We start from the raw sequence: 19299 nt of genomic DNA on the forward strand, positions 1-19299 counted from the left end.
GCGGATTCTAAAGGCGCTCAGCGCTCGGCGGCCAGGGTAATCGACACCGACTCGGCAAAGCGCAGCGCGTGGGGCTTGTCGACTTCCACCTCGGCGTACTGTACGGCCTCATGGGCCATGACCAGATCCAGGACTTCCTGGGTCAGGCGCTCAAGCAGCGCGAAGCGGTTGCTTTCGACGTGATGAATGATCGATTTGGTGATGGTGCGGTAGTTGAGTGCGTGATCGATGTCGTTGTCGCGCACCGCTTCCTGGGCCGCGTAGAGGATCGTCAGGTTGATCAGCACGTCCTGCTTGTTGAGGATTTCATCCTCGTTGATCCCGATATAGGTGCGCAGGCACAGGTCCTTGACCCGGATGCGCGCGGTGCCTGGTTCGAGTCTGGCCATGACTTACTTGCTCCGTCCGATCAGTTGCAGAAATTCCATGCGGGTCGTGGTCGATTCGCGGAAGGCGCCGAGCATCACCGAGGTGTTCATGGTCGAGTTCTGCTTCTCGACGCCGCGCATCATCATGCACATATGCTGAGCCTCGATGACAACCGCCACCCCAGCGGCGCTGGTCACGCTCTGCACCGCGTCGGCGATCTGTCGGGTGAGGTTTTCCTGGATCTGCAGGCGGCGGGCGTACATGTCGACGATCCGCGCGATTTTCGACAGGCCCAGTACCTTGCCGGTGGGAATGTAGGCGACATGGGCCTTGCCAATGAACGGCAGCAGGTGATGCTCGCACAGCGAATAGAGTTCGATGTCCTTGACGATCACCATCTCGTCGTTGTCAGAGGCGAACAGCGCGCCGTTGACGATTTCTTCCAGCGTCTGCTCATAGCCATGACACAGGTACTGCATGGCCTTGGCCGCGCGCTTGGGGGTGTCCAGCAGGCCTTCGCGCTGCGGGTCCTCGCCAAGGCCAACCAGGATTTCACGATAGTGCTCAGGCAGTGACAGTGTCATCAAAGGGTTCCTCGGGGCGGCTTACTTGACGTGCCGTCCACCGTTTACGGTCAGTGTGGTGCCGGTGACGTACGGGCAGTCCAACAGATAACGCAGGCTCTGGTAAATCACTTCGGCGCCGGGTTCGATGCCCAGGGCCGACTTGGCCAGCGTGCGGGTACGGTATTGCGCGTCGTCGTCGGGTTGAAACATCAGCATGGCCGGAGCGATGCCGTTGACCTTGATATGCGGAGCGAACTTCGCCGCGAACGACAGCGTCAGGTTCTCCATGCCGGCCTTGCTGGCGCAATAGGCCAGGTGTTTGCTGCTGCCCTTGCGCGTGACGTCGTCGCTGATGTGAACGATGTCGGCGAGCGTTGCGCGTTGCAGCAGCTCGGCGCAGTGCAGGTTGATCAGGTAGGGCGCGAGCATGTGCACGTTGAACATGCTCAGGAAGGCATCACCTTGATCGTCTGTCGTTTCGGCCAGCCATTCGGAGGCGTTGTGCACGATGGCGCGCAGGCTGTCCGTTTCCTCCTTCAAGCGCTCGATGAAGGCCATGACCGCTTCCTGCGATGAAAAATCTGCCTTGATCGCCACTGCGCCCAGATCCCTGAGCCGCTGAACGCCGGGGCGCTCGGTGCGGTAGGTGAAGATCACCGGCTGGCCATCCTGCAGCAATCGCTCTGCACACAGCAGCCCGACGCGCTGGCCGGCGCCAGTGATCAGGACAGGGGCAATCGAGGAGGCCATGGCTGCTCACGCGTTGATCGGGAAGGGAAGTCGCTGACAGCCGCCTGGTTTCAATGCGCCATCAACCGCAGCCGTCTGAGGGCAAAGTTAACCCAATGGGTGGGGCTGTACAACTGTCGCGGCCCGGCCAAAGGGCGCGAGTCAATACGATCTTGTGGGAGCCGGCTTGCTGGCGAATGCGATAGATCAATCAACATCGCCTTTGAGTCGCAAAACGCATTCGCCAGCAAGCCGGCTCCCACAGGTTCAGCATTGCGCCGACAAAACCGGATCAGGTGGACGCTGATTCGGTTTGGGCCGCTGGCACCGGCGCATCGCTGTGCAGCCATCCCGACAACAGATGCGTGGACAAGGGAATGAACCAGAACACCATCAGCGGCGTGAGAATCAGCGTGCTGATCATGATCCGCGGTACCAGCTCGAACTGCGTGAGCAGCGGGCCGAGCACGTAATTGAAAATCAGCGAGACCGGGAAGAACGCCAGCCAGATCGCCACAGCCTGTTTCCAGCGCGGCGGGCGCTGGCCAACGGTGCCGAACCAGCCGTCCATGCCGCGCACGCGGTGGGTCGAGTTCTTGGCAAAAAGCCCGCTGCCGCGCACCAACCAGGAGCGTCTGGAGGCCGAATGCTCCCAAGCGTGCATCGTGGCTTCGTCGGCGAAGCGGAAAATGATCTGGAATTCGTCGTCGCCTGGAGGCGGAGCGAGCACGCCGGAGCCCAGGTAACCGGGGAAGTCGGTGGCCAGTTGTTCGCCTTCGCGCAGCCAGGTCATCAGCGCCTGATACTGGCCGTGGGCGACGCGACGGGCGACCATCAGCGTGACGGGTGAGGTAGACATTATGTATCTCCGATAAGACGAGTGAGATTCCCGGATAAGGAAGTCACAGGCGCGGCGCCGGGGTGGTGGCGGTGCGTCGGCTTCGATAGACGAAGCAAGCAAGGATTATTCCCGAATTTGTGTGAAATTTCAGAATTTCCTGTAGTCCGGACACATTTGACGACGGGGGGTGGATGTACAATTGGCGCCTCTTTATTGACTTGGCGACAGACATTCACATGGCTCAATCGCTCGGTACCCCATCGTCTGTCGAGGGGCTTCTAGCCGATGACCTGCTCCCCATCCGCGAAGTGTCGCGCATCACCGGCGTCAACCCGATCACGCTGCGGGCCTGGGAGCGCCGCTACGGCCTGATCGCGCCGGTTCGTACCGAAGGCGGTCATCGCCTGTATTCCAGTACCGACGTCGAAACCATTCGCAGCATCATGGGCTGGATCGAACGCGGCGTTGCGGTCAGCAAGGTCGGCCGGATTCTGGCTGCTACTCGGGATCAGGACGCCAGAACACGGGGGCCGCGCGGTGTCATCGACAGCTCAGGACATCGCGCCTGGCAGGATCGCCTCCGGCAGGCCGCGTCTGATTTCAATGAAACCCTGCTCGATCAGCTGTTGAAGCAGGTGCTCAGCGCCTATCCGCTGGCACAGGCGTATGAGGACGTGCTCATGCCTGTCTGGCACGACTTCGCCGCGCGTAACGAATCCTGCGGGCAGGTCAGCGAATGGCTGTTCTTCGACACTTATCTGCGCACCCGTACGCTGCAGCGTTTGCAGTCTGCCTGCACGGATGTGGCTCGGCATGTGGTGCTGGCCTCGCTGCCGGGCTCCTGCAAAGAACTTGAGTTGTGGGTGGCCGCGTTATTGATGTCCACCCCGCAGACGCTGATCAGTGTCCTGGCACCCGGCCAGCCGCTTGAGGAGCTGAATCTGGTGTGTAGCAGGATTCGCCCCGATGCCCTGGTGCTTTTCTCCCATCAGAAACCCACCAGCGAGCTACCCAGGCGCCTGATCAAGCTGGGCATGGGGCTGGGGTGTCCGATGGTGCTGGCAGGCGAGTTGGCCGATATGGCGCAGGATGACCTCAAGGGCTCGCCGATCGCGTGCCTGGGCAGCAACGGCATGCTCATGCGCGAGCGCTTGCAGCAGTTTTTGGCTGGAAAACTCGATACCTGAGCACGGCGATTACCACTGTAGGAGCGCGCTTGCCCGCGATTGCGGTGTGTCATTCCCCATGGTGACATCTGGAAGAATGCAATCGCGGGCAAGCGCGCTCCTACAGATCGTTGCGCTTTCTTTAAAGATGCATCGAAGGATGGATCTTGCGGTGTTCCTGAAGGATGTACTGGCGCAGACGCTCGGTCTCGTCTTTATTGCCCTGGCTCAGGCGGTACGCGGCGAGACCTTGCTCGGTCAGGCGCTCGAAGGTGCCGCGCAGGGCGATCGGCGCCATGCCGCCGGGATTGAACCAGGCCGAGAAATACTTGGGCGGTTTGGTCGCCTTGCGGATTTCCAGCAGGATGCCCTTGAAGGAAATTTCGTGGGCCCACAAGGCGGTCAGTGAGCCCTTTTCCGTCTCCAGCGCGACAGGCTGCGGCAGGATCAGGCGCCACGGGCGAATCCTCGGGCCTTCCTCGAAGATGCTCGGCGCGCCGAGTTCCAGATGCAGCGCGTGGAATTCATCCTCGACCAGGTGCAGCGGAAAGGTCATCTGCTGGTTGTCGAACTGGGCCTGAATCGTCACTTGCTCATGGGCAGCCAGACGCGTCAGCAGATCCTGGATTTGCACGCCGCCATTGACCACCAGGCTGCGGGACTTGTCGCGCAGGTTCAGCTTGGGGTTGTGCTGCATGTTCTGGATGAAGTCCAGCTCATCCTGCGTGAGGATATTGTCGCGCTGCATGGTCAAGCTCGATTAACCGGTTATTGAAAAAGCAGACAGTACATTCGCTTTTTGGTTGCTGCCGTTCGTCTGTTACTGAATTTTGCGCCGCAGGGCTTCGATCTCAAGGCGAGCTTGCGCCAGTTCGTCCTGCAATTCGACCACTTTCTGTTGCGCCAGCACCTGTTCGGTCACGTCTTTCTGGATGCCGATGAAATACATGGCATTTTCGGCGTCGTTGAACACCGGCGTGATCGACAGCTCATTCCAGAAAGACGTCCCGTCCTTGCGATAGTTGCGCAGAATCTGACGGCAGGGCTGGCCTTTCTTCAGGGCTTCGCGGATGACACGCCGCGCGGGCTGATCGCGATCATCGGCCTGCAGGAAGCGGCAGTCCTGATAGAGGATTTCGTCGCTACTGAATCCGGTCAGTCGCTCGAACGCCTTGTTGGCGTAAATGAGAATGTTATCGTCTCCTTCTTTCTCGGAAACGACGATCCCGTCATTCGAGGCGTCGACCACCATCTGCATCAGTTTTGCGCTAATCATCACAGGCTCCCAAGCAGGTATCGCAAGGCCAGCATTCTAAAACATTGTGTAGGTCTGGGGCATAATGCCGCACGTTTTTACTTATCCACAGGATCAGGATCACAGCATGAAAGTCGCCATTGTTTCGGGCTCCGTATACGGCTCGGCCGAAGAAGTCGCCCGGCACGCCCAGCAGATCATCAAGGACGCCGGTCACGAGGTGTATTTCAATTCACGGGCAACCTTGGCCGATCTGCAGGCCTTTGCGCCCGAGGCCTTGCTGGCCGTCACCTCCACCACCGGGCTGGGTGAATTGCCTGACAACCTGCAGCCGCTGTATTCGCAGATCCGCGACGTGCTGCCTGCCGCCTGGCGCGGCTTGCCCGGCGGTGTGATTGCGCTGGGTGACGCCAGTTACGGCGAGACCTTCTGCGGCGGTGGCGAGCAGATGCGCGAGCTGTTTCTGGAGCTTGGCGTGCGCGAGGTGCAAGACATGCTGCGTCTGGACGCCAGCGAGACGGTCACGCCTGAGACCGATGCCGAGCCTTGGCTCGCGGATTTCGTCAGCCATTTGCACGCCTGAGCGCAGAGGTTCAAGCGCGGGTCGGCAACGGCTGACTCGCCAAGCCACTAACGTGGCTGCCAAGGCGAGTACCGGTTCCTGCAAGGCTGACTAGACTGCTCACTCATGAGAGCAGATCAGCTGCCGGAGGGACACCGATCATGCAAGCCGAACCGTGCAAGCCAGGAGCCTGGCGTTAATGAGCCTGGCGCAGATTCCGCTGTGTGTCTGGCGCACCCGCGGACACGACTTCTCGTTTCGGGGGCGCAACATTCGCTATTGGGCGGCCGGGCAGGGGGAGCCGCTGCTGCTGATCCACGGCTTTCCCACAGCCAGTTGGGACTGGCATTACCTCTGGCAGCCGCTGTCGCGACGTTATCGGGTGATCGCCTGCGACATGCTGGGCTTCGGCGATTCGGACAAACCTCGCGACCACGATTACAGCCTCGTCGAACAGGCCGATCTGCAGCAGGCCTTGCTCGAGCACCTTGAAGTGGCGCAACCGGTGCACGTGCTGGCCCATGACTACGGCGACAGCGTGGCGCAGGAACTGCTGGCCCGTCACGCTGAAAACCGATTCCAGATGGCCAGTTGCGTGTTTCTCAACGGCGGGCTGTTTCCGGAAACCCATCGGGCGCTGCGCATTCAGAAACTGCTGCTCAGCCCGATTGGCTGGCTGTTCGGCCGGGTGTTCAACCGCTGCAGCCTGGATCGGGATTTCAGCCGCATCTTCGGCCCCGACACGCGCCCCAGCGAAAGCGAGCTGGATGATTTCTGGAGCCTGATCGCCGCCAATCAGGGCCATCACATCCTCTATCGGTTGGTCAGCTACATCCCCGAGCGGATCCGTCAGCGTGAGCGTTGGGTCAGGGCGATGCAGCACAGCCGCGTGCCGATGCGCTTCATCAACGGTGCCCGGGATCCGGTGTCCGGGCGGCACATGGTCGAGCGTTATCGCGAGCTGGTGCCCGATCCCGACACTGTGCTGATTCCGTCCGTCGGCCGCTACCCGCACATCGAGGCGCCAACGCTGGTCTTGAGCCTTTACGATGAGTTTCGCGCCGCCTGCGAGGCAAAACTGCCGACCATTACGCCGCTGCGGGTTGTGCACAACAGCGCTGCGGCCAATCATCCCTTTGCGTTATCGAGCACCATTCAGAGCGCCTCGTATTGATTGTGACCGCTGCGTGACTGGCCGACACTCGCCTGACTGAAAAGGGGAGAAGAGCCATGAGCGAGTCGGTACGTTTCGAAGACAAAGTGGTGGTCGTCACCGGCGCCGGTGGCGGTCTGGGCCGCGCCCACGCCTTGCTGTTCGCCCGCCACGGCGCGCGGGTGGTGGTGAACGATCTGGGCGGTTCTGCCCACGGCGAAGGCGCCAACGCATCGGCGGCGGATCGCGTGGTGGCCGAAATCCGCGAGCTGGGCGGGCAGGCCGTGGCCAACCATGACTCGGTCACCGACGGCCACAAAATCGTCGAGAACGCGCTCGATGCCTTCGGCCGCGTTGATGTCGTGGTCAACAACGCGGGCATCCTGCGCGACAAGAGCTTCGCCAAGATGGAAGACGCCGACTGGGATCTGGTTTACCGGGTTCATGTCGAAGGCGCCTACAAGGTCACGCGTGCCGCCTGGCCGCATTTGCGCGAGCAGAACTACGGCCGGGTGATCTTCACCGCATCCACCTCCGGCATCTACGGCAACTTCGGCCAGTCCAACTACGGCATGGCCAAGCTGGGGCTTTACGGCCTGACTCGCACCCTGGCGCTGGAAGGGCGCAAGAACAACATCCTAGTCAACGCCATCGCCCCCACCGGCGGCACTCGCATGACCGAAGGCCTGATCCCGGCCAGCGTCTTCGAACTGCTCAAACCCGAACTGGTCAGCCCGCTGGTGGTGTACCTGGGCAGCGAGCAATGCCAGGACAGCGCCGGGCTGTACGAAGTCGGCGGCGGCTGGGTCGGCAAGGTGCGCTGGGAGCGCAGCCTGGGCGCGGGATTCGATCCGCACGCAGGCTTCACCCCCGAGGACGTGGCGGCGCAGTGGAGCACCATCGGTGATTTCAACAACGCGGTGCACCCGGCGGATAACGTCGAGGCGCTGAGGGAGATGATGGCGAATTTGCAGCGGTTTGCTGGGTGATGGGCAGGACGGCTGGTTCGAAGGATTGAATTGGCCGGTTTTTGTAGGAAGGTTATTTGATAAGTTGTAGGAACGGTCTCTAAATTAATCAAGGACGCTGAATTTACGGTTTCACGCTCAATGTCGGCCGTCAAAACCCGACACTCCGGAAGATTGACCCTGTCTTTTGGAGGTTTTTATGATCAGCAACTTGAGTAAAATACAGCAGCGTTTTAAAACCTATCATCCTGTCTCGAACGAGCAGTTCAGCGTCAAATCCACCCTCGCTCCGCACGAAGCAGCGGCCAAACAGAAGATCCGTCAATTTTGGGCAGATAGTGATATTGTGGCTGCCAAAAAACTCGAAGGCCTGAATCTGGATCTCAGCGGATTTGATCCCAGGCGCACGAGTAATAAACAGATGGCGGATCTTGCCAATATTCTCGCTGAGGAAGGTTTGATTGACAGTGATCTTGCTCATTCACTAGCAACTATGGATTTACAGCTTGATGCGCAAGGGAAGCCCATCGGACTGGACAGGGAAATCAATGTTTATGATTTTTTGAACAAACAATTGGTACGCCTGAGCGGGACTGCCTTCAAGGGCAATGATGTCGCCAAGGGGGAACTGATAGAGATCAATGCCTCGATTTCGGTATTGATGGCCATTGAAGAGTATTCAAAAAAACCACGGGTGAAATCGCTGGTGAATATTCGTGCGTGAGTGAGGGGTTGATATAGGGCCGAGCCGAGCGCCTTGCGCTCGGTTCGGGTGTGGCTTACCTAGGGACGCTATAGCTCACCGCGTAGCTCTGAATGTTGTTGTAGTGAGTATTGCTCAGCACCAAACGATAGGTACCCGCTCCAAGCTGGGCCGATGGGTTGTTCGTCATGGGGGTTACTGAAGACCAGCCGCCCGGCGTGAGTTTCTGGATCGAAACTCGCGGTTGATTTGGAGCGCCCCTGACCTGAAAGCTATGTAAACCCGAAGCGCAGGTGACTGTGTAAGGTCCGTATATGACTTTCTGCTGCCTTGCTGCGGCGATACTCGTAGGGTTCGAACTTGATGTTCTGGCGCAGGAGGCTGTCCCGCTGGTCGGGCTTGCTGCTGTGGCGAGGCTGCTGAATGTGCTGGCAACCAGAAACATCACCGCCATCTTGTTCTTGTTCATGATGAAACTCCATTAGTCATTGTTGTTTTATCGGTGCAGTGACCGCATGAGCCACGCCCCGACAACTCACCTTTAAACATATCTTGACGTAGGAGTGGGTCTGATAATTGCGTAGGAAAAATCTACACAATCCAAGTGGTGTCGATCACGGTGCTGGCAAGGAAATATTAAATACGCCACACATTGACGAAATGTATTGCGTCGCCAAAAAAAAGCCGCTGCAAAGGCAGCGGCGCAATAAAGCGTGAGATCCAGGAGCTTGAAAATCCACGCCTGGAAATCCGGTCGAGTCTCTGGGAATTGCGAAACAACCAGCCTGAACCGTATTTCCCGTTCGCGGCGAGGGCGGCCGCGAAGTGAGTGCATGTTAGTACCTTGGCGTGAAGTTAAACATGGCAATTTGCGACATGCAGTTTTACCGCTGCGGCAACAATGCTACGAAAAACAACAGTCTTGCAACGCCATTTCCTACGTGTTCTGTCTCTCGGGCGTCGGTCTCTAGATAAATATATATGCCCCGTCAATACCTGACGCGAGGTGTCATAGCGACTCATTTTCGTCGCTTGCTCGTCATTTTCCTCCGGCTGGATGCCGGTGTGGAGGCAAGCGACCTGCATTGGAGCTGTACCCATGAATGATCTTGTTGTTACCTCATCCATCCACGATGCGCAAAAGCACGAACACATCACCCGGCACCTGGCGCAGTTCGCCGAAGCCAGTGCGCGCTGCCAACATGCATTGACCCAGAACTGGAGCCTGCGACAGCTGGCTTCGACGCTGCTACGCGATCGACTCCTTCACTTTCAGGCAGAGCTTGATCTGATTGTGGTCAATCCGGATGCCATTTTTTTCAACCGCCACGATGAGCAGGGCGATCTCCGCTCCGTGGCGCTGACTGATCTGCTGATTGACGTCATGCGCAGTGGTCAATCGGTGATGTCAGCCCCCGGCGGCAACTTCTATACGCGGCACGATACGCTGGACCCCGAATATGCCCTATCGGCCGCCCAGCGGCAGGAAATAGAAACAGCCCTCGGTCGTTTTGCAGGCATCCTGGCCGAGTCCTATCAGGCTCATCTGAGTGCGCTCTGGCGTAAACAGGTCCAGAGCCCCGAAGATCCGAAAGTGTACCAATCGACCACAGAGATTCTGGCCGATCAACAACGTCTCTCCCTGCAAAGCGAACTCGCCCTGAGTGAGTGCTTTACTGCCCTGTCGCTTGCAGAGCGAGAGCGCCTGGACAGCGTCATCATCGGCGCCGTGACTGGTGGGGTGTTCGGCGTGTCCTGTGTCAAAGGCGACGGTGGGCATCTGGCGCTACCGTCGGCCTGCGTCGTCAGCGAGTTGCCCCATGAGGGCGATGAGCCTGCTGGCGTAGTGTTTCTGGTTCTGCCCGGACGAGGCGTCGAACGTTTCGAGTCGGTCGAATCGTTGCGCCAGGCGCTAAGCGACAAGCTCGCTGCGCAGGACGGCGGCCTGCGGGAGCATTTGCTGATTGCCGACCAGATGCAACTTGCCGCAGAGGAGCCGGTACAGCCGCAGGCGTGGCAGTTGGAGGCCAGGCATGACTCTCTGGTCGAAGCGTGCGTAGAGGGACTGCAGCATAAACAGGCGGAAGACTGCAGGTTCCTGTTCGACCAGGACGCAAGCGAATTGCCAGCCGTCGCCTTTCACGCTCAGCTCGAACAGGTGCGAAAGTGCAGTCACTTGGATGATGCGATGGGGCAGCGTTTCAACGCACTGCTCGCCGAAACGGGAGAAGTGGTCGAGCCTCACTGGCGCAAGTTTGCCGATCCTGAACAAAAGGCGTATTTGCTCAGGCTTGAACAGGCGCAACAGCAACGCAAGCGCGAGGTCGAGCGCTTGCTGGGTGCCGCGGCGTCCCTGGAAAGCTTCGCCCATGAGCAGATCACGACGTATATCCAGGCGCGTCTGGGCTGTTTCATCGATCCCGGAAACGTGAGACTCTCGGTGCACGACACCATCGATCTGGTGGAAGGCGATGCACTCGCCGCACAGTACGATCACTCGTTACTGGAGTTCGCCGTCAGGGGGCTGCCGTTTACCAAGGATGGCATCGAATTCTCTCCACCTCCTGGCCAGCTGCATGCCGAATTCTCGGAGCAGTTTGTGCGCACGATGCTCGATGACCTGAATCTGCATCAGCGCCACGTCGCCGTTCTGCAGGAGACGTTCACCGATGAGCAAGTCCTGCGCGCCATGACCCTTCATCGCGACAGTGCCATTGCGCTGGCAGCCCAGGCGGCATTGATGCAAGGGCACCTGATGGAGGATCGCAGCCATGAGTTGTTGCACCTGATCCGTGGCGACATGGTAGAGGCTGGCGTCAGCCGCATCATGGGCAGTCTGCACCTGGCCGATGGCCACAGCCGCTTCAGGGATCTGATCGTTTTTAAAGAAAAGATCAAGGCTGATGAGCATTTCGTGCTGTATGCCCCAGGTGCCCCGGGCGGCCAGGATTTTTTCGAATTCGGCACCTGGCGCCAGCTGTGCATTCAGGTGGGCGAATGGTTCGCAAGCACCGCCGGGCGTGGCTTTCTCCATGATCAGCTGGCCGGCCGAGCAGAGGCGAGGATCAACGCGGTGCTCAACAGCGTGGAGCTCAAACCGACGCAGTGGGGCCCGGAAAGTCTCATCTTCGTGCAATGCGATGGCGTGGATTTTGAAAGTCGTCTACGTGAGGTCGTTCATCTGAAAGCTTTGCGCACCCTCGAAGGGCTGTCGGTTCCGTTAACAGAGACGAACCAGCCCTCGTCATATGCAAGTCCTGCTGTTCTGGCACAGGTGCGAGCTCGCATCGCGGCCTTGAACAACGAGTTTGCAAGACTCAGTCCGGGGCTGATCACACTGCGCGACTACGTCCATCAACAGACGAGCGATGCCTTGAACAAGTACCTGAGAAGTCAGGGATACACCCGGCAGATCGACCCCGATACCTTGTACCTGGGCCTGAGCCTGCCGTATTACGACACCCCTGACTTCGGTGAGCATTCTCACCTGCGTTCGCTGACAGACCTGATGATGTATGGCGACGAGGAGGTTCTGAGCCACAGGCCGCAGATTCATCTGTATTCGTCGACAGGGCTGAACCTGACCAAGCTGCCGGTGCGTGTCGTGAAGTTCATCGACACGCAGATCAGCGAGGCCGACCTGGGTGCCAAGTACATGGATTTTCTGAGCAAATCCTTTTTGGGGCGCCACCATCCGCTGTACAGGCAGCGCAAATCATTGTTCGCCAAGCGCATCCAGTACGAAATGATCGAAGCTGCGCTGACTGCCTGTTTGCGCGGCGATCTGGACGCGCCTCGCTACTCCAGAATGCGGCAGATCATCAATGGCCTCTCGCCCAGCTCGGCTCAGCCAAGGACCAAGGCCGTTGGCGCGGTGACGACGTTTAAGATCGACGGTCAGATCGTCGAAGGCGTGTACATCTTTAAAGACTTCGGCCAGCCTGATGACCGGCTGCTCTATACCCCTCTGGCGCCAGACGGCCGTAGCCTCCGCCCACTGACCGACTTCGCCGAGCTACTGGCGTCGGCGCCAATGCAGCGGTATTTCAGCGCTCGCGTCGCCCATGACGGGCAGCGCCGGGTCCTGCGGTTTTTCGACGAGCTTCATCGCGGCGGCAAGCATGACCCTGATTTCATTCGCATCAAAGACGGCGATCGTATCGTCGATGCCCACCGGCTCTATGACGACATGATCAAACGGATGATCGCCGACACCGACAGCCAGACCGAAAGCCTGGCGGAAAAGCGCCTGGCGCTGGCATGGACCATCATCAAGTGGACCGGAACCATTGTCCTGCTGCCGTTCCCCACAGCCAGCTTCGCCTGGAATGTGCTGACCACTTCCGTGGCGTTTTACCAGGGTATCGAAGCGTACATCGCCGGCGATCACGCGACGGCCATCCCTTTACTGGTCGCTGGTGTGCTGGGCTTGGTATCCGGGGGCGACTCGGCCAGGGCGCTGATCAACGGTGGTCAAACGGTCGCCAAAGGCATTGGCACAACGACCGGTATTTGGGTGTGGCGCAAACTGGAGCTGGAGAAAGCCTTCACCCTCCCAGCCTAATGAATCGCCCGGCCCGATGGCAGTTGCACCAGCCGTTGGGTCAGGCGGATGCGCTGCACCGGATCGTCACTCAGCAGCAACGCATGCTCCAGGTCGAAGCGCTCGGCCTGGGGGCAATCCAGGTGCTGGTAGAGGCTGGCGCGGGCGAGGTAATCGCTGGTGTTGGCCTCGCCCAGTTCCAGCACACGGTTGGCATCCTTGAGCGATGCGAGCAGATCGTCGTTGATCTGGTGCAAATGGCGCAGATTGCGCGACAAACGCTGGATCATGGCCACCGGTGTCGCGGTGCGCAGGTGTTCGGCCTTGAGGGGAATGTCCGGGCCGAACTGACGCAACAGCAACTCGCGGCAATCCTTGGGGTACAGCCTGCGGCCGTCGCAAGGGTCCAGCGTGTGGTCGGCGCCGGGAACGCGCAGCAGAAAGTGCCCGGGGAAGTTCACCCCTTCCAGCGGAATATCCAGGCGCCTGGCCAGTTCCAGCGCCACCAGCGCCAGGCCCAGCGGCTGTCCGCGCCGGCGCTCGACGATCTTGTGCAGCAACGCCACCTGCGGCTTGGGCTGGGCCACGTCGTCCTGCTGGAAACCGATCGTCGCCATCTGCCGCAGCAGCGGCTGGGCCAGCTCGGCGGCGGGCATCAGGGGCAGGGCGGCGCTGATGCGGCGCTCCAGGCCCGAAATCGTTTCGCGGGTGTGGTTCAAGTCGGCTTCTGCGTCGTGCTCCAGCGATATCCACAGCGCGGCGTCGAACGTCGAGGGCGGCGTGTGGTGCAGGCAGTCGAGGCAGTGTTGGCGTGGATTCATCGACTTCTCCGCTCGGAAAGGCGTCTGAAATGCAGGCTGGCGATGCTCCCGTTTTAGCGCTGGCGAAGACGTTCGTCCAGCGCCGTGTGTTGCCGGTTGCGTACTGCGCGGATCCGGCGGACATGTTGTCAGGATCTCCCCAATCAAGCCGTCGATTTTTCTGCCAGCGCCTATACTCGCAGAACAAAAACCGGGAGCACTGCCTATGTTCGCTCTCATGCAAAGTTCACGCGTTCAATCGCTGCACCTGATCGTCGACTCACACACCTGCCTCAAAGCCGTGATCGCGATACACAGCAGCCAGAGAGGTCCGGCTCTGGGTGGCTGTCGCTACCTTTCCTATCCAAATGAGGAGAGCGCTATCGAAGACGCTATCCAGTTGGCCAGGAACATGAGCTACAAGGCCGTGCTGGCCGGCTTGTCGCTGGGCGGCGGGACCGCGGTCATCCTGCGTCCGGCCCACGTGCCGGACCGCGCCGCGCTGTTCGAGGCATTCGGCCGTTTCGTGCAGACCCTGGACGGCCGCTACATCACCGCCATGGACAGCGGCACCTCCAGTGAAGACATGGACTGCATCGCCCAGTACACCCAGCACGTCACCAGCACCACGAACACCGGCGACCCTGCCGCGCACACGGCCATGGGGCTGTACGCGGGGATTCGCGCCACGGCCATGGCGCGGCTGGGCAGCGACAATCTCGAAGGCCTGCGGGTGGCGGTTCAAGGGTTGGGCCATGTGGGTTACGCGTTGGCCGAGCAACTGCATTCGGCAGGTGCAGAGTTGCTGGTCTCGGACCTCGACAGCGGCAAGGTGCAACTGGCCATGGAGCAGATGGGCGCCAAACCGGTGGCCAGCGAGGCCTTGCTCAGCACCGCGTGCGACATCCTCGCGCCGTGCGGGCTGGGCGGCGTACTCAACAGCCACAGCGTGACCAAACTGCGTTGCGCGGCCGTGGCAGGCGGCGCCAACAATCAGCTCAGCTGCGCGGCCATCGCTGACCAGCTCGAAGCACGCGGCATCCTCTACGCCCCCGATTACGTCATCAATTCAGGTGGATTGATTTACCTGGCGTTGCAACATCAAGGAGAAAACCAGAACACCATCACTGCACATCTGTCCCAGATAGGGACGCGGCTGACTGAAGTATTTGCCCATGCCCAGGCCGAGAAGCGCTCACCCGCGCGGGTTGCCGACGCATTGGCAGAACGCCTGTTGAACCTCGAATAGGCGCCTTACCGGCGCCGTTCGACTCTGGCCTGTGACCACAAGTCGCAAGCCTTGACCATCACGCGCCGTCACGAAGGCGCGTGTCAGGAGTGTGCAATGTCTTATAACAAGATCGATCTTGCGTACACCCGTTATCTGTCCCCGGACGGTCGCCTGACCGGAGAGCTTCCCCGCTGGGCCGATGACTTCAATCTCCTCACCCGACTCTACCGACAAATGGTCCTCACCCGGCTCTTCGACCAGAAGGCCGTGGCGCTGCAGCGCACCGGGCGCATCGGCACCTACGCGCCGACGCTTGGCCAGGAAGCCATAGGCGTGGCCATTGGCAGCCTGATGCACCCCGAAGACGTGCTGATTCCCTACTACCGCGACACCGCCGTGCAACTGATGCGCGGCGTGCGCATGGAGGAAATCCTGCTCTATTGGGGCGGCGACGAGCGCGGCAGCGACTATGCCGAACCTGCCGTGGCCCAGGACTTCCCGCTGTGTGTGCCGATCGCCACCCAGGCGCTGCATGCCTGCGGTGTGGCCAGCGCGATGAAGATCCGCGGCGAGCACCGCGTGGCCGTGACTACTTGCGGCGACGGCGCTACCAGCAAGGGCGATTTTCTCGAAGCGCTCAACGTGGCGGGCGCCTGGCAGTTGCCGGTGGTGTTCGTGATCAACAACAACCAGTGGGCGATCTCCGTACCGCGGCGCATCCAGTGCGGCGCGCCGACCCTGGCGCAGAAAGCCATCGGCGCGGGCTTCCACGGCGAGCAGGTCGACGGCAACGACATCCTCGCCGTCTACGATCGCATGCAGGTGGCGCTGGAGCGGGCGCGCAAGGGCAAGGGCCCGGTGCTGCTGGAATGCATCAGCTACCGGCTGGGCGACCACACCACCGCCGACGACGCCACCCGTTATCGGCCCGCAGACGAGGTCAAGCAAGCCTGGCAGGAGGAACCGATCAAACGCCTGCAATCGTTCATGGCCGCCCAGGGCGTTTGGGACGAGGGCCGCGAACAGGCGCTGATCGCCGAATGCCAGGGGCTGGTGCAGCAGTCTGTTGATAACTTCGAAAGCGCAGGCAATCAGACGCCCGAATCCGTCATCGACCATGTCTACGCGAAATGGCCGACGCCGCTGGCCGATCAGCGCGAGTGGTTCCTGGAACGTGTGGCCCGTCGCAACGGAGGTGCCGGTCATGGCGAATGATCTCTCCACCCATAAAAAGCTGAGCCTGCTCGAAGCGGTCAACCTGGCCATGCACCGGGCCATGAGCGAGGACGAAAACGTCGTGGTGCTGGGCGAAGACGTCGGCGTCAACGGCGGCGTGTTCCGTGCCACCCAGGGGTTGCGCGATACCTTCGGCTTCAAGCGGGTGATCGACTCGCCGCTGGCTGAAACCATGCTCGGCGGGCTGGTCATCGGCATGGCCGCGCAAGGGCTGAAGCCGGTGGTGGAAATCCAGTTCATGGGTTTCATCTACGCCGCCATGGAACATCTGGTGTCCCACGCCGCGCGAATGCGCAATCGCACTCGTGGGCGCTTGAGTTGCCCGATGGTCATGCGTTCGCCCATGGGCGCGGGGATTCGCGCGCCGGAACACCACAGTGAAAGCACCGAAGCGATGTTCGCTCACGTGCCCGGGCTGCGGGTGGTGATTCCTTCCTCGCCAGCCCGCGCCTATGGCCTGCTGCTGGCGGCCATCGACGATCCGGATCCGGTGATCTTCCTCGAACCCACAAGGCTGTACCGGATGAACCCGCAAGCGCTGGTCGACGACGGCAAGCGGCTACCGCTGGACACTTGCTTCACCCTGCGTGAAGGCAGCGACATCACCCTGATCAGCTGGGGCGCCAGCGTGCATGAAACGCTGCAGGCGGCGACTGCGCTGGCCGAGCAGGGCGTGTCGGCGGAGGTGATCGATGTGGCGTGCGTCAAGCCGCTGGACCTGGACACCCTCGAAGCCTCGGTGCGCAAGACCGGGCGCTGCGTGATCGTCCATGAAGCGCCGCGGTCCGGCGGGCTCGGCGGGGAAATCGCCGCCAGCCTGTACGAGCGCGTGTTGCTGGACCTGCAAGCGCCGATCCAGCGTGTCACCGCGCCGGACATCCCACCGCCGCTGTATCGCCTGGAGCAGCTGTACATCCCCAGCGTCGAAGACATTCTTCACGCCTGTGACGCTGCCCTGAATTTCGCCTGACGCCCGAGGAGGCTTGCGATGAAATATTTCAAACTGCCCGATCTGGGCGAAGGCTTGCAGGAAGCGGAAATCGTCCAGTGGCACGTCAAGGCGGGCGATACGGTCAAGGCTGACCAGTTGGTGGTGTCGGTCGAAACGGCCAAGGCCATCGTCGACATTCCCGCGCCTTACGACGGCGTGGTGGCGAAGGTCTACGGCGGCGATGGCGACATCCTGCACGTGGGCGAGCCGCTGATGGCGTTCGAAGGCGAGGGCGATGCCGGTACGGTGGTCGGGCGCCTGGAGGGCGGTGGCAGCAGCCAGGATGACCAGTTCTTCGTCGGCGCTGCGCCATCGACCCGCGAACACCTGTCGACCCGCGCAACACCAGCGGTGCGGCAACTGGCGCGGCAACTGGGCGTTGACCTCAGTGCCTTGAGCGGCTCTGGCAGCGACGGCCTGATCACCCGCGCCGATGTGGAAAACGCCTCGCAGGCGGCCCGCGACAAGTTTGGCGGCGAGAAGCTGCGCGGGGTACGCCGCAGCATGGCGCTGAACATGGCTAAGTCCCACGCCGAGGTGGTGCCGGTGACGATTTTCGGCGACGCCGACCTGCACCGCTGGGGCGCCGCCCGGGACCCGCTGATTCGCATCGGCAAGGCCATGGCCGCGGCGTGCAAGGTCGAACCGGTGCTCAACAGCTGGTTCGACGGCAAATCGCTGTCGATCAAACAACACGACAACCTCGACCTGGGCATTGCCGTCGACACGCCGGACGGCTTGTTCGTACCGGTACTGCGCGATGTCGGCAATCGTGAGGCTGCCGATCTGAAAGAGGGCCTGAACTGCCTGCGCGCGGATGTGAAGGCTCGCTCGATTCCGCCCAAGGAAATGATGGGCGCGACCATCACTCTGTCCAATTTCGGCACGCTGTTCGGCCGCTACGCCAACCCCATCGTCGTTCCGCCGCAAGTGGCGATCATCGGCGCGGGCGGGATTCGTCAGGAGCCGGTGGCGATGGACGGGCAGGTCGTCATCCACCCGATCCTGCCGCTGTCGTTGACCTTCGACCATCGGGCGGTGACCGGGGGCGAGGCAGCGCGGTTCTTCAAGGCGTTGGTGGAGGAACTGGAAAAGCCTGAGTAATTGTTGAGTGGGTGTCTTCACGTAGCAGCATGGCTTGCCAGCGGGAGCGGTTGTGAGATCGTCCCCGCCGGCAAGCCGTGCTGCTACGGTAATGTGAACGTTCGTTAACGCCTCGCTTCTGCGAGGCGTTCTTTTTCGCATCTCCGGTTTTATTCCATCCCGGTTTGTATCGCACTGTGTACAGACCGCCGCGAGATACATCTGCAAAGCCTTCTCCCCACCCCGCGACACAGACCAGATACAGCCCCGCGATTAAATCTGCTCACCGAAACGCAGCGCCGGTTTCAACCTTGAAACCCTCGCAAGGTTGCCGATCGGCTCACATTCCAACATGAGCAGGAGATGCACGATGAACACCAAATACGCCGCCCTCGCCGCCACCCTGGCCCTGTCGCTCACCGCTCTGGCGGGCACTGCTTCGGCAGCCGACCAGGCCACCCCGAAAGAGAAATGCTACGGCGTGTCGCTGGCCGGCCAGAACGACTGCGCCGCCGGCCCGGGCACCTCCTGCGCCGCGACTGCCAGCGCTGACTACCAGGGCAACGCCTGGGTGCTGGTCGACAAGGGCACCTGCACCTCGATCAAGACACCCAAGGGCTTCGGCTCGCTGACGGAACAGAAGTGATGCGCGGCGCGATTCTGGCGCCTGCGTTGCGGGCCGCCATGCCGAGCTTTCTGTTGCTGGTGGCGCGGTTAGGCATCGCTTCGGTGTTCTTCCTGTCGGGGCGGACCAAGGTCACGGGCCTTCTGACCCTCAAGCCGTCGACCTTCCAGCTGTTCCAGTACGAGTACGCGTTGCCGGTATTGCCGACCGATCTTGCGGCTTATCTGGCGACCTACGCCGAGCACCTGTTTCCGGTTCTGCTGGTGCTCGGCCTGGCCACCCGGCCCGCAGCGGCGGCGCTGCTGGGCATGACGGCGGTGATCGAGATTTTCGTTTACCCCGATGCCTGGCCGACGCACCTGACCTGGGCGGGGCTGTTGCTGCCGCTGGTGGTGTACGGCGCCGGACGCTGGTCGCTGGACGAGCTGTTTTTTGCACGCTTTCGCACCGCATTGCGCTGACTGATTGCGCCGAATAA

20 protein-coding genes are annotated in these 19299 nt (G+C 61.0%); 12 read left to right on the forward strand and 8 right to left on the reverse strand.

The genetic code is table 11. The annotated features are described in order from the left end of the window. Positions 1 to 17 precede the first annotated feature (17 nt). From folX to AC1MEK_RS19930, 4 genes are all read right to left on the reverse strand, one after another. Positions 18 to 389: a dihydroneopterin triphosphate 2'-epimerase gene (gene folX, locus AC1MEK_RS19915; protein WP_480397984.1), complete on the reverse strand. Its 372-nt coding sequence runs from the start codon at positions 387 to 389 to the stop codon at positions 18 to 20. 3 nt (positions 390 to 392) lie between these two features. Further along, positions 393 to 953: a GTP cyclohydrolase I FolE gene (gene folE / locus AC1MEK_RS19920; RefSeq protein ID WP_480397985.1), complete on the reverse strand. Its 561-nt coding sequence runs from the start codon at positions 951 to 953 to the stop codon at positions 393 to 395. A gap of 21 nt (positions 954 to 974) precedes the next feature. Then, complete coding sequence (folM, locus tag AC1MEK_RS19925) at positions 975 to 1685, reverse strand: dihydromonapterin reductase (RefSeq protein ID WP_480397986.1); 711 nt, start codon at positions 1683 to 1685, stop codon at positions 975 to 977. A 271-nt stretch (positions 1686 to 1956) separates the two neighbouring features. Continuing rightward, positions 1957 to 2523, reverse strand: a complete 567-nt coding sequence (locus AC1MEK_RS19930) for an antibiotic biosynthesis monooxygenase (RefSeq protein WP_480397987.1) — start codon at positions 2521 to 2523, stop codon at positions 1957 to 1959. A 218-nt stretch (positions 2524 to 2741) separates the two neighbouring features. On the opposite strand from AC1MEK_RS19930, the gene AC1MEK_RS19935 reads away from it, so the two are divergent. After that, positions 2742 to 3692 carry a MerR family transcriptional regulator gene (locus tag AC1MEK_RS19935; protein WP_480397988.1) on the forward strand — a complete coding sequence of 317 codons (951 nt, stop codon included), beginning with the start codon at positions 2742 to 2744 and terminating at the stop codon, positions 3690 to 3692. Between the two features lie 121 nt (positions 3693 to 3813). Here AC1MEK_RS19935 and AC1MEK_RS19940 read toward each other — a convergent pair whose 3' ends face one another. Both AC1MEK_RS19940 and AC1MEK_RS19945 read right to left on the reverse strand, forming a co-directional pair. Further along, positions 3814 to 4419, reverse strand: a complete 606-nt coding sequence (locus tag AC1MEK_RS19940; protein WP_480397989.1) for a hypothetical protein — start codon at positions 4417 to 4419, stop codon at positions 3814 to 3816. A gap of 72 nt (positions 4420 to 4491) precedes the next feature. Beyond that, positions 4492 to 4947, reverse strand: a complete 456-nt coding sequence (locus AC1MEK_RS19945) for a PAS domain-containing protein (RefSeq protein WP_480397990.1) — start codon at positions 4945 to 4947, stop codon at positions 4492 to 4494. Between the two features lie 106 nt (positions 4948 to 5053). Here AC1MEK_RS19945 and AC1MEK_RS19950 point away from each other — a divergent pair, with 106 nt between their 5' ends. The 4 genes from AC1MEK_RS19950 to AC1MEK_RS19965 all read left to right on the forward strand — a co-directional run bounded on the left by AC1MEK_RS19950 (position 5054) and on the right by AC1MEK_RS19965 (position 8333). Continuing rightward, positions 5054 to 5509 carry a flavodoxin gene (locus AC1MEK_RS19950; protein ID WP_480397991.1) on the forward strand — a complete coding sequence of 152 codons (456 nt, stop codon included), beginning with the start codon at positions 5054 to 5056 and terminating at the stop codon, positions 5507 to 5509. 178 nt (positions 5510 to 5687) lie between these two features. Further along, complete coding sequence (locus AC1MEK_RS19955) at positions 5688 to 6662, forward strand: alpha/beta fold hydrolase (RefSeq protein WP_480397992.1); 975 nt, start codon at positions 5688 to 5690, stop codon at positions 6660 to 6662. 56 nt (positions 6663 to 6718) lie between these two features. Further along, entirely contained in the window at positions 6719 to 7630 is a 912-nt protein-coding gene (locus AC1MEK_RS19960) for an SDR family oxidoreductase (protein WP_480397993.1), read from the forward strand. A gap of 178 nt (positions 7631 to 7808) precedes the next feature. Then, the gene (locus AC1MEK_RS19965) at positions 7809 to 8333 is read left to right on the forward strand and encodes a hypothetical protein (RefSeq protein WP_480397994.1); all 525 of its coding nucleotides are present in this window, start codon (positions 7809 to 7811) and stop codon (positions 8331 to 8333) included. Positions 8334 to 8388: 55 nt separating this feature from the next. Here AC1MEK_RS19965 and AC1MEK_RS19970 read toward each other — a convergent pair whose 3' ends face one another. Continuing rightward, positions 8389 to 8781 (reverse strand): hypothetical protein, encoded by a 393-nt coding sequence (locus AC1MEK_RS19970; RefSeq protein WP_480397995.1) that lies wholly within the window; start codon positions 8779 to 8781, stop codon positions 8389 to 8391. A gap of 630 nt (positions 8782 to 9411) precedes the next feature. Between AC1MEK_RS19970 and AC1MEK_RS19975 the strand changes: the two genes are divergently transcribed. After that, entirely contained in the window at positions 9412 to 12876 is a 3465-nt protein-coding gene (locus tag AC1MEK_RS19975; RefSeq protein ID WP_480397996.1) for a dermonecrotic toxin domain-containing protein, read from the forward strand. Here AC1MEK_RS19975 and AC1MEK_RS19980 read toward each other — a convergent pair. Beyond that, entirely contained in the window at positions 12873 to 13676 is an 804-nt protein-coding gene (locus tag AC1MEK_RS19980; protein WP_480397997.1) for a SirB1 family protein, read from the reverse strand. The genes AC1MEK_RS19975 and AC1MEK_RS19980 overlap by 4 nt on opposite strands. A gap of 205 nt (positions 13677 to 13881) precedes the next feature. Between AC1MEK_RS19980 and AC1MEK_RS19985 the strand changes: the two genes are divergently transcribed. From AC1MEK_RS19985 to AC1MEK_RS20010, 6 genes are all read left to right on the forward strand, one after another. Further along, positions 13882 to 14904, forward strand: coding sequence for a Glu/Leu/Phe/Val dehydrogenase family protein (locus AC1MEK_RS19985; RefSeq protein WP_480397998.1), 1023 nt, complete (start codon positions 13882 to 13884; stop codon positions 14902 to 14904). 96 nt (positions 14905 to 15000) lie between these two features. Further along, entirely contained in the window at positions 15001 to 16101 is a 1101-nt protein-coding gene (gene pdhA / locus AC1MEK_RS19990) for a pyruvate dehydrogenase (acetyl-transferring) E1 component subunit alpha (protein WP_480397999.1), read from the forward strand. Further along, entirely contained in the window at positions 16091 to 17092 is a 1002-nt protein-coding gene (locus AC1MEK_RS19995; protein WP_480398000.1) for an alpha-ketoacid dehydrogenase subunit beta, read from the forward strand. The genes pdhA and AC1MEK_RS19995 overlap by 11 nt, the downstream gene beginning before the upstream one ends. A gap of 18 nt (positions 17093 to 17110) precedes the next feature. After that, a complete protein-coding gene (locus tag AC1MEK_RS20000; protein WP_480398001.1) occupies positions 17111 to 18217 on the forward strand; it encodes a dihydrolipoamide acetyltransferase family protein in 1107 nt (368 codons plus the stop codon). 349 nt (positions 18218 to 18566) lie between these two features. Further along, on the forward strand, positions 18567 to 18842 hold the full coding sequence (locus AC1MEK_RS20005) for a BufA1 family periplasmic bufferin-type metallophore (RefSeq protein WP_480398002.1): 276 nt from the start codon (positions 18567 to 18569) through the stop codon (positions 18840 to 18842). Next, positions 18842 to 19282: a DoxX family protein gene (locus tag AC1MEK_RS20010; RefSeq protein ID WP_480398003.1), complete on the forward strand. Its 441-nt coding sequence runs from the start codon at positions 18842 to 18844 to the stop codon at positions 19280 to 19282. Before AC1MEK_RS20005 ends, AC1MEK_RS20010 begins: the two co-directional genes overlap by 1 nt. Positions 19283 to 19299 lie beyond the last annotated feature (17 nt).

This window comes from Pseudomonas sp. 2 (assembly GCF_056627435.1).

What these genes read in the sequence shown, in the direction of transcription:
- AC1MEK_RS19975 (WP_480397996.1), top strand. Translation starts at nt 9,412, where the DNA reads ATGAATGATCTTGTTGTTACCTCATCCATCCACGATGCGCAAAAGCAC.
- AC1MEK_RS19935 (WP_480397988.1), top strand. Translation starts at nt 2,742, where the DNA reads ATGGCTCAATCGCTCGGTACCCCATCGTCTGTCGAGGGGCTTCTAGCC.
- AC1MEK_RS19930 (WP_480397987.1), bottom strand. Translation starts at nt 2,523, where the DNA reads ATGTCTACCTCACCCGTCACGCTGATGGTCGCCCGTCGCGTCGCCCAC.
- AC1MEK_RS19940 (WP_480397989.1), bottom strand. Translation starts at nt 4,419, where the DNA reads ATGCAGCGCGACAATATCCTCACGCAGGATGAGCTGGACTTCATCCAG.
- AC1MEK_RS19945 (WP_480397990.1), bottom strand. Translation starts at nt 4,947, where the DNA reads ATGATTAGCGCAAAACTGATGCAGATGGTGGTCGACGCCTCGAATGAC.
- folE (WP_480397985.1), bottom strand. Translation starts at nt 953, where the DNA reads ATGACACTGTCACTGCCTGAGCACTATCGTGAAATCCTGGTTGGCCTT.
- AC1MEK_RS19965 (WP_480397994.1), top strand. Translation starts at nt 7,809, where the DNA reads ATGATCAGCAACTTGAGTAAAATACAGCAGCGTTTTAAAACCTATCAT.
- AC1MEK_RS20005 (WP_480398002.1), top strand. Translation starts at nt 18,567, where the DNA reads ATGAACACCAAATACGCCGCCCTCGCCGCCACCCTGGCCCTGTCGCTC.
- AC1MEK_RS19985 (WP_480397998.1), top strand. Translation starts at nt 13,882, where the DNA reads ATGTTCGCTCTCATGCAAAGTTCACGCGTTCAATCGCTGCACCTGATC.
- AC1MEK_RS19995 (WP_480398000.1), top strand. Translation starts at nt 16,091, where the DNA reads ATGGCGAATGATCTCTCCACCCATAAAAAGCTGAGCCTGCTCGAAGCG.
- AC1MEK_RS19950 (WP_480397991.1), top strand. Translation starts at nt 5,054, where the DNA reads ATGAAAGTCGCCATTGTTTCGGGCTCCGTATACGGCTCGGCCGAAGAA.
- pdhA (WP_480397999.1), top strand. Translation starts at nt 15,001, where the DNA reads ATGTCTTATAACAAGATCGATCTTGCGTACACCCGTTATCTGTCCCCG.
- AC1MEK_RS19955 (WP_480397992.1), top strand. Translation starts at nt 5,688, where the DNA reads ATGAGCCTGGCGCAGATTCCGCTGTGTGTCTGGCGCACCCGCGGACAC.
- AC1MEK_RS19960 (WP_480397993.1), top strand. Translation starts at nt 6,719, where the DNA reads ATGAGCGAGTCGGTACGTTTCGAAGACAAAGTGGTGGTCGTCACCGGC.
- folM (WP_480397986.1), bottom strand. Translation starts at nt 1,685, where the DNA reads ATGGCCTCCTCGATTGCCCCTGTCCTGATCACTGGCGCCGGCCAGCGC.
- AC1MEK_RS20000 (WP_480398001.1), top strand. Translation starts at nt 17,111, where the DNA reads ATGAAATATTTCAAACTGCCCGATCTGGGCGAAGGCTTGCAGGAAGCG.
- folX (WP_480397984.1), bottom strand. Translation starts at nt 389, where the DNA reads ATGGCCAGACTCGAACCAGGCACCGCGCGCATCCGGGTCAAGGACCTG.
- AC1MEK_RS20010 (WP_480398003.1), top strand. Translation starts at nt 18,842, where the DNA reads ATGCGCGGCGCGATTCTGGCGCCTGCGTTGCGGGCCGCCATGCCGAGC.
- AC1MEK_RS19970 (WP_480397995.1), bottom strand. Translation starts at nt 8,781, where the DNA reads ATGAACAAGAACAAGATGGCGGTGATGTTTCTGGTTGCCAGCACATTC.
- AC1MEK_RS19980 (WP_480397997.1), bottom strand. Translation starts at nt 13,676, where the DNA reads ATGAATCCACGCCAACACTGCCTCGACTGCCTGCACCACACGCCGCCC.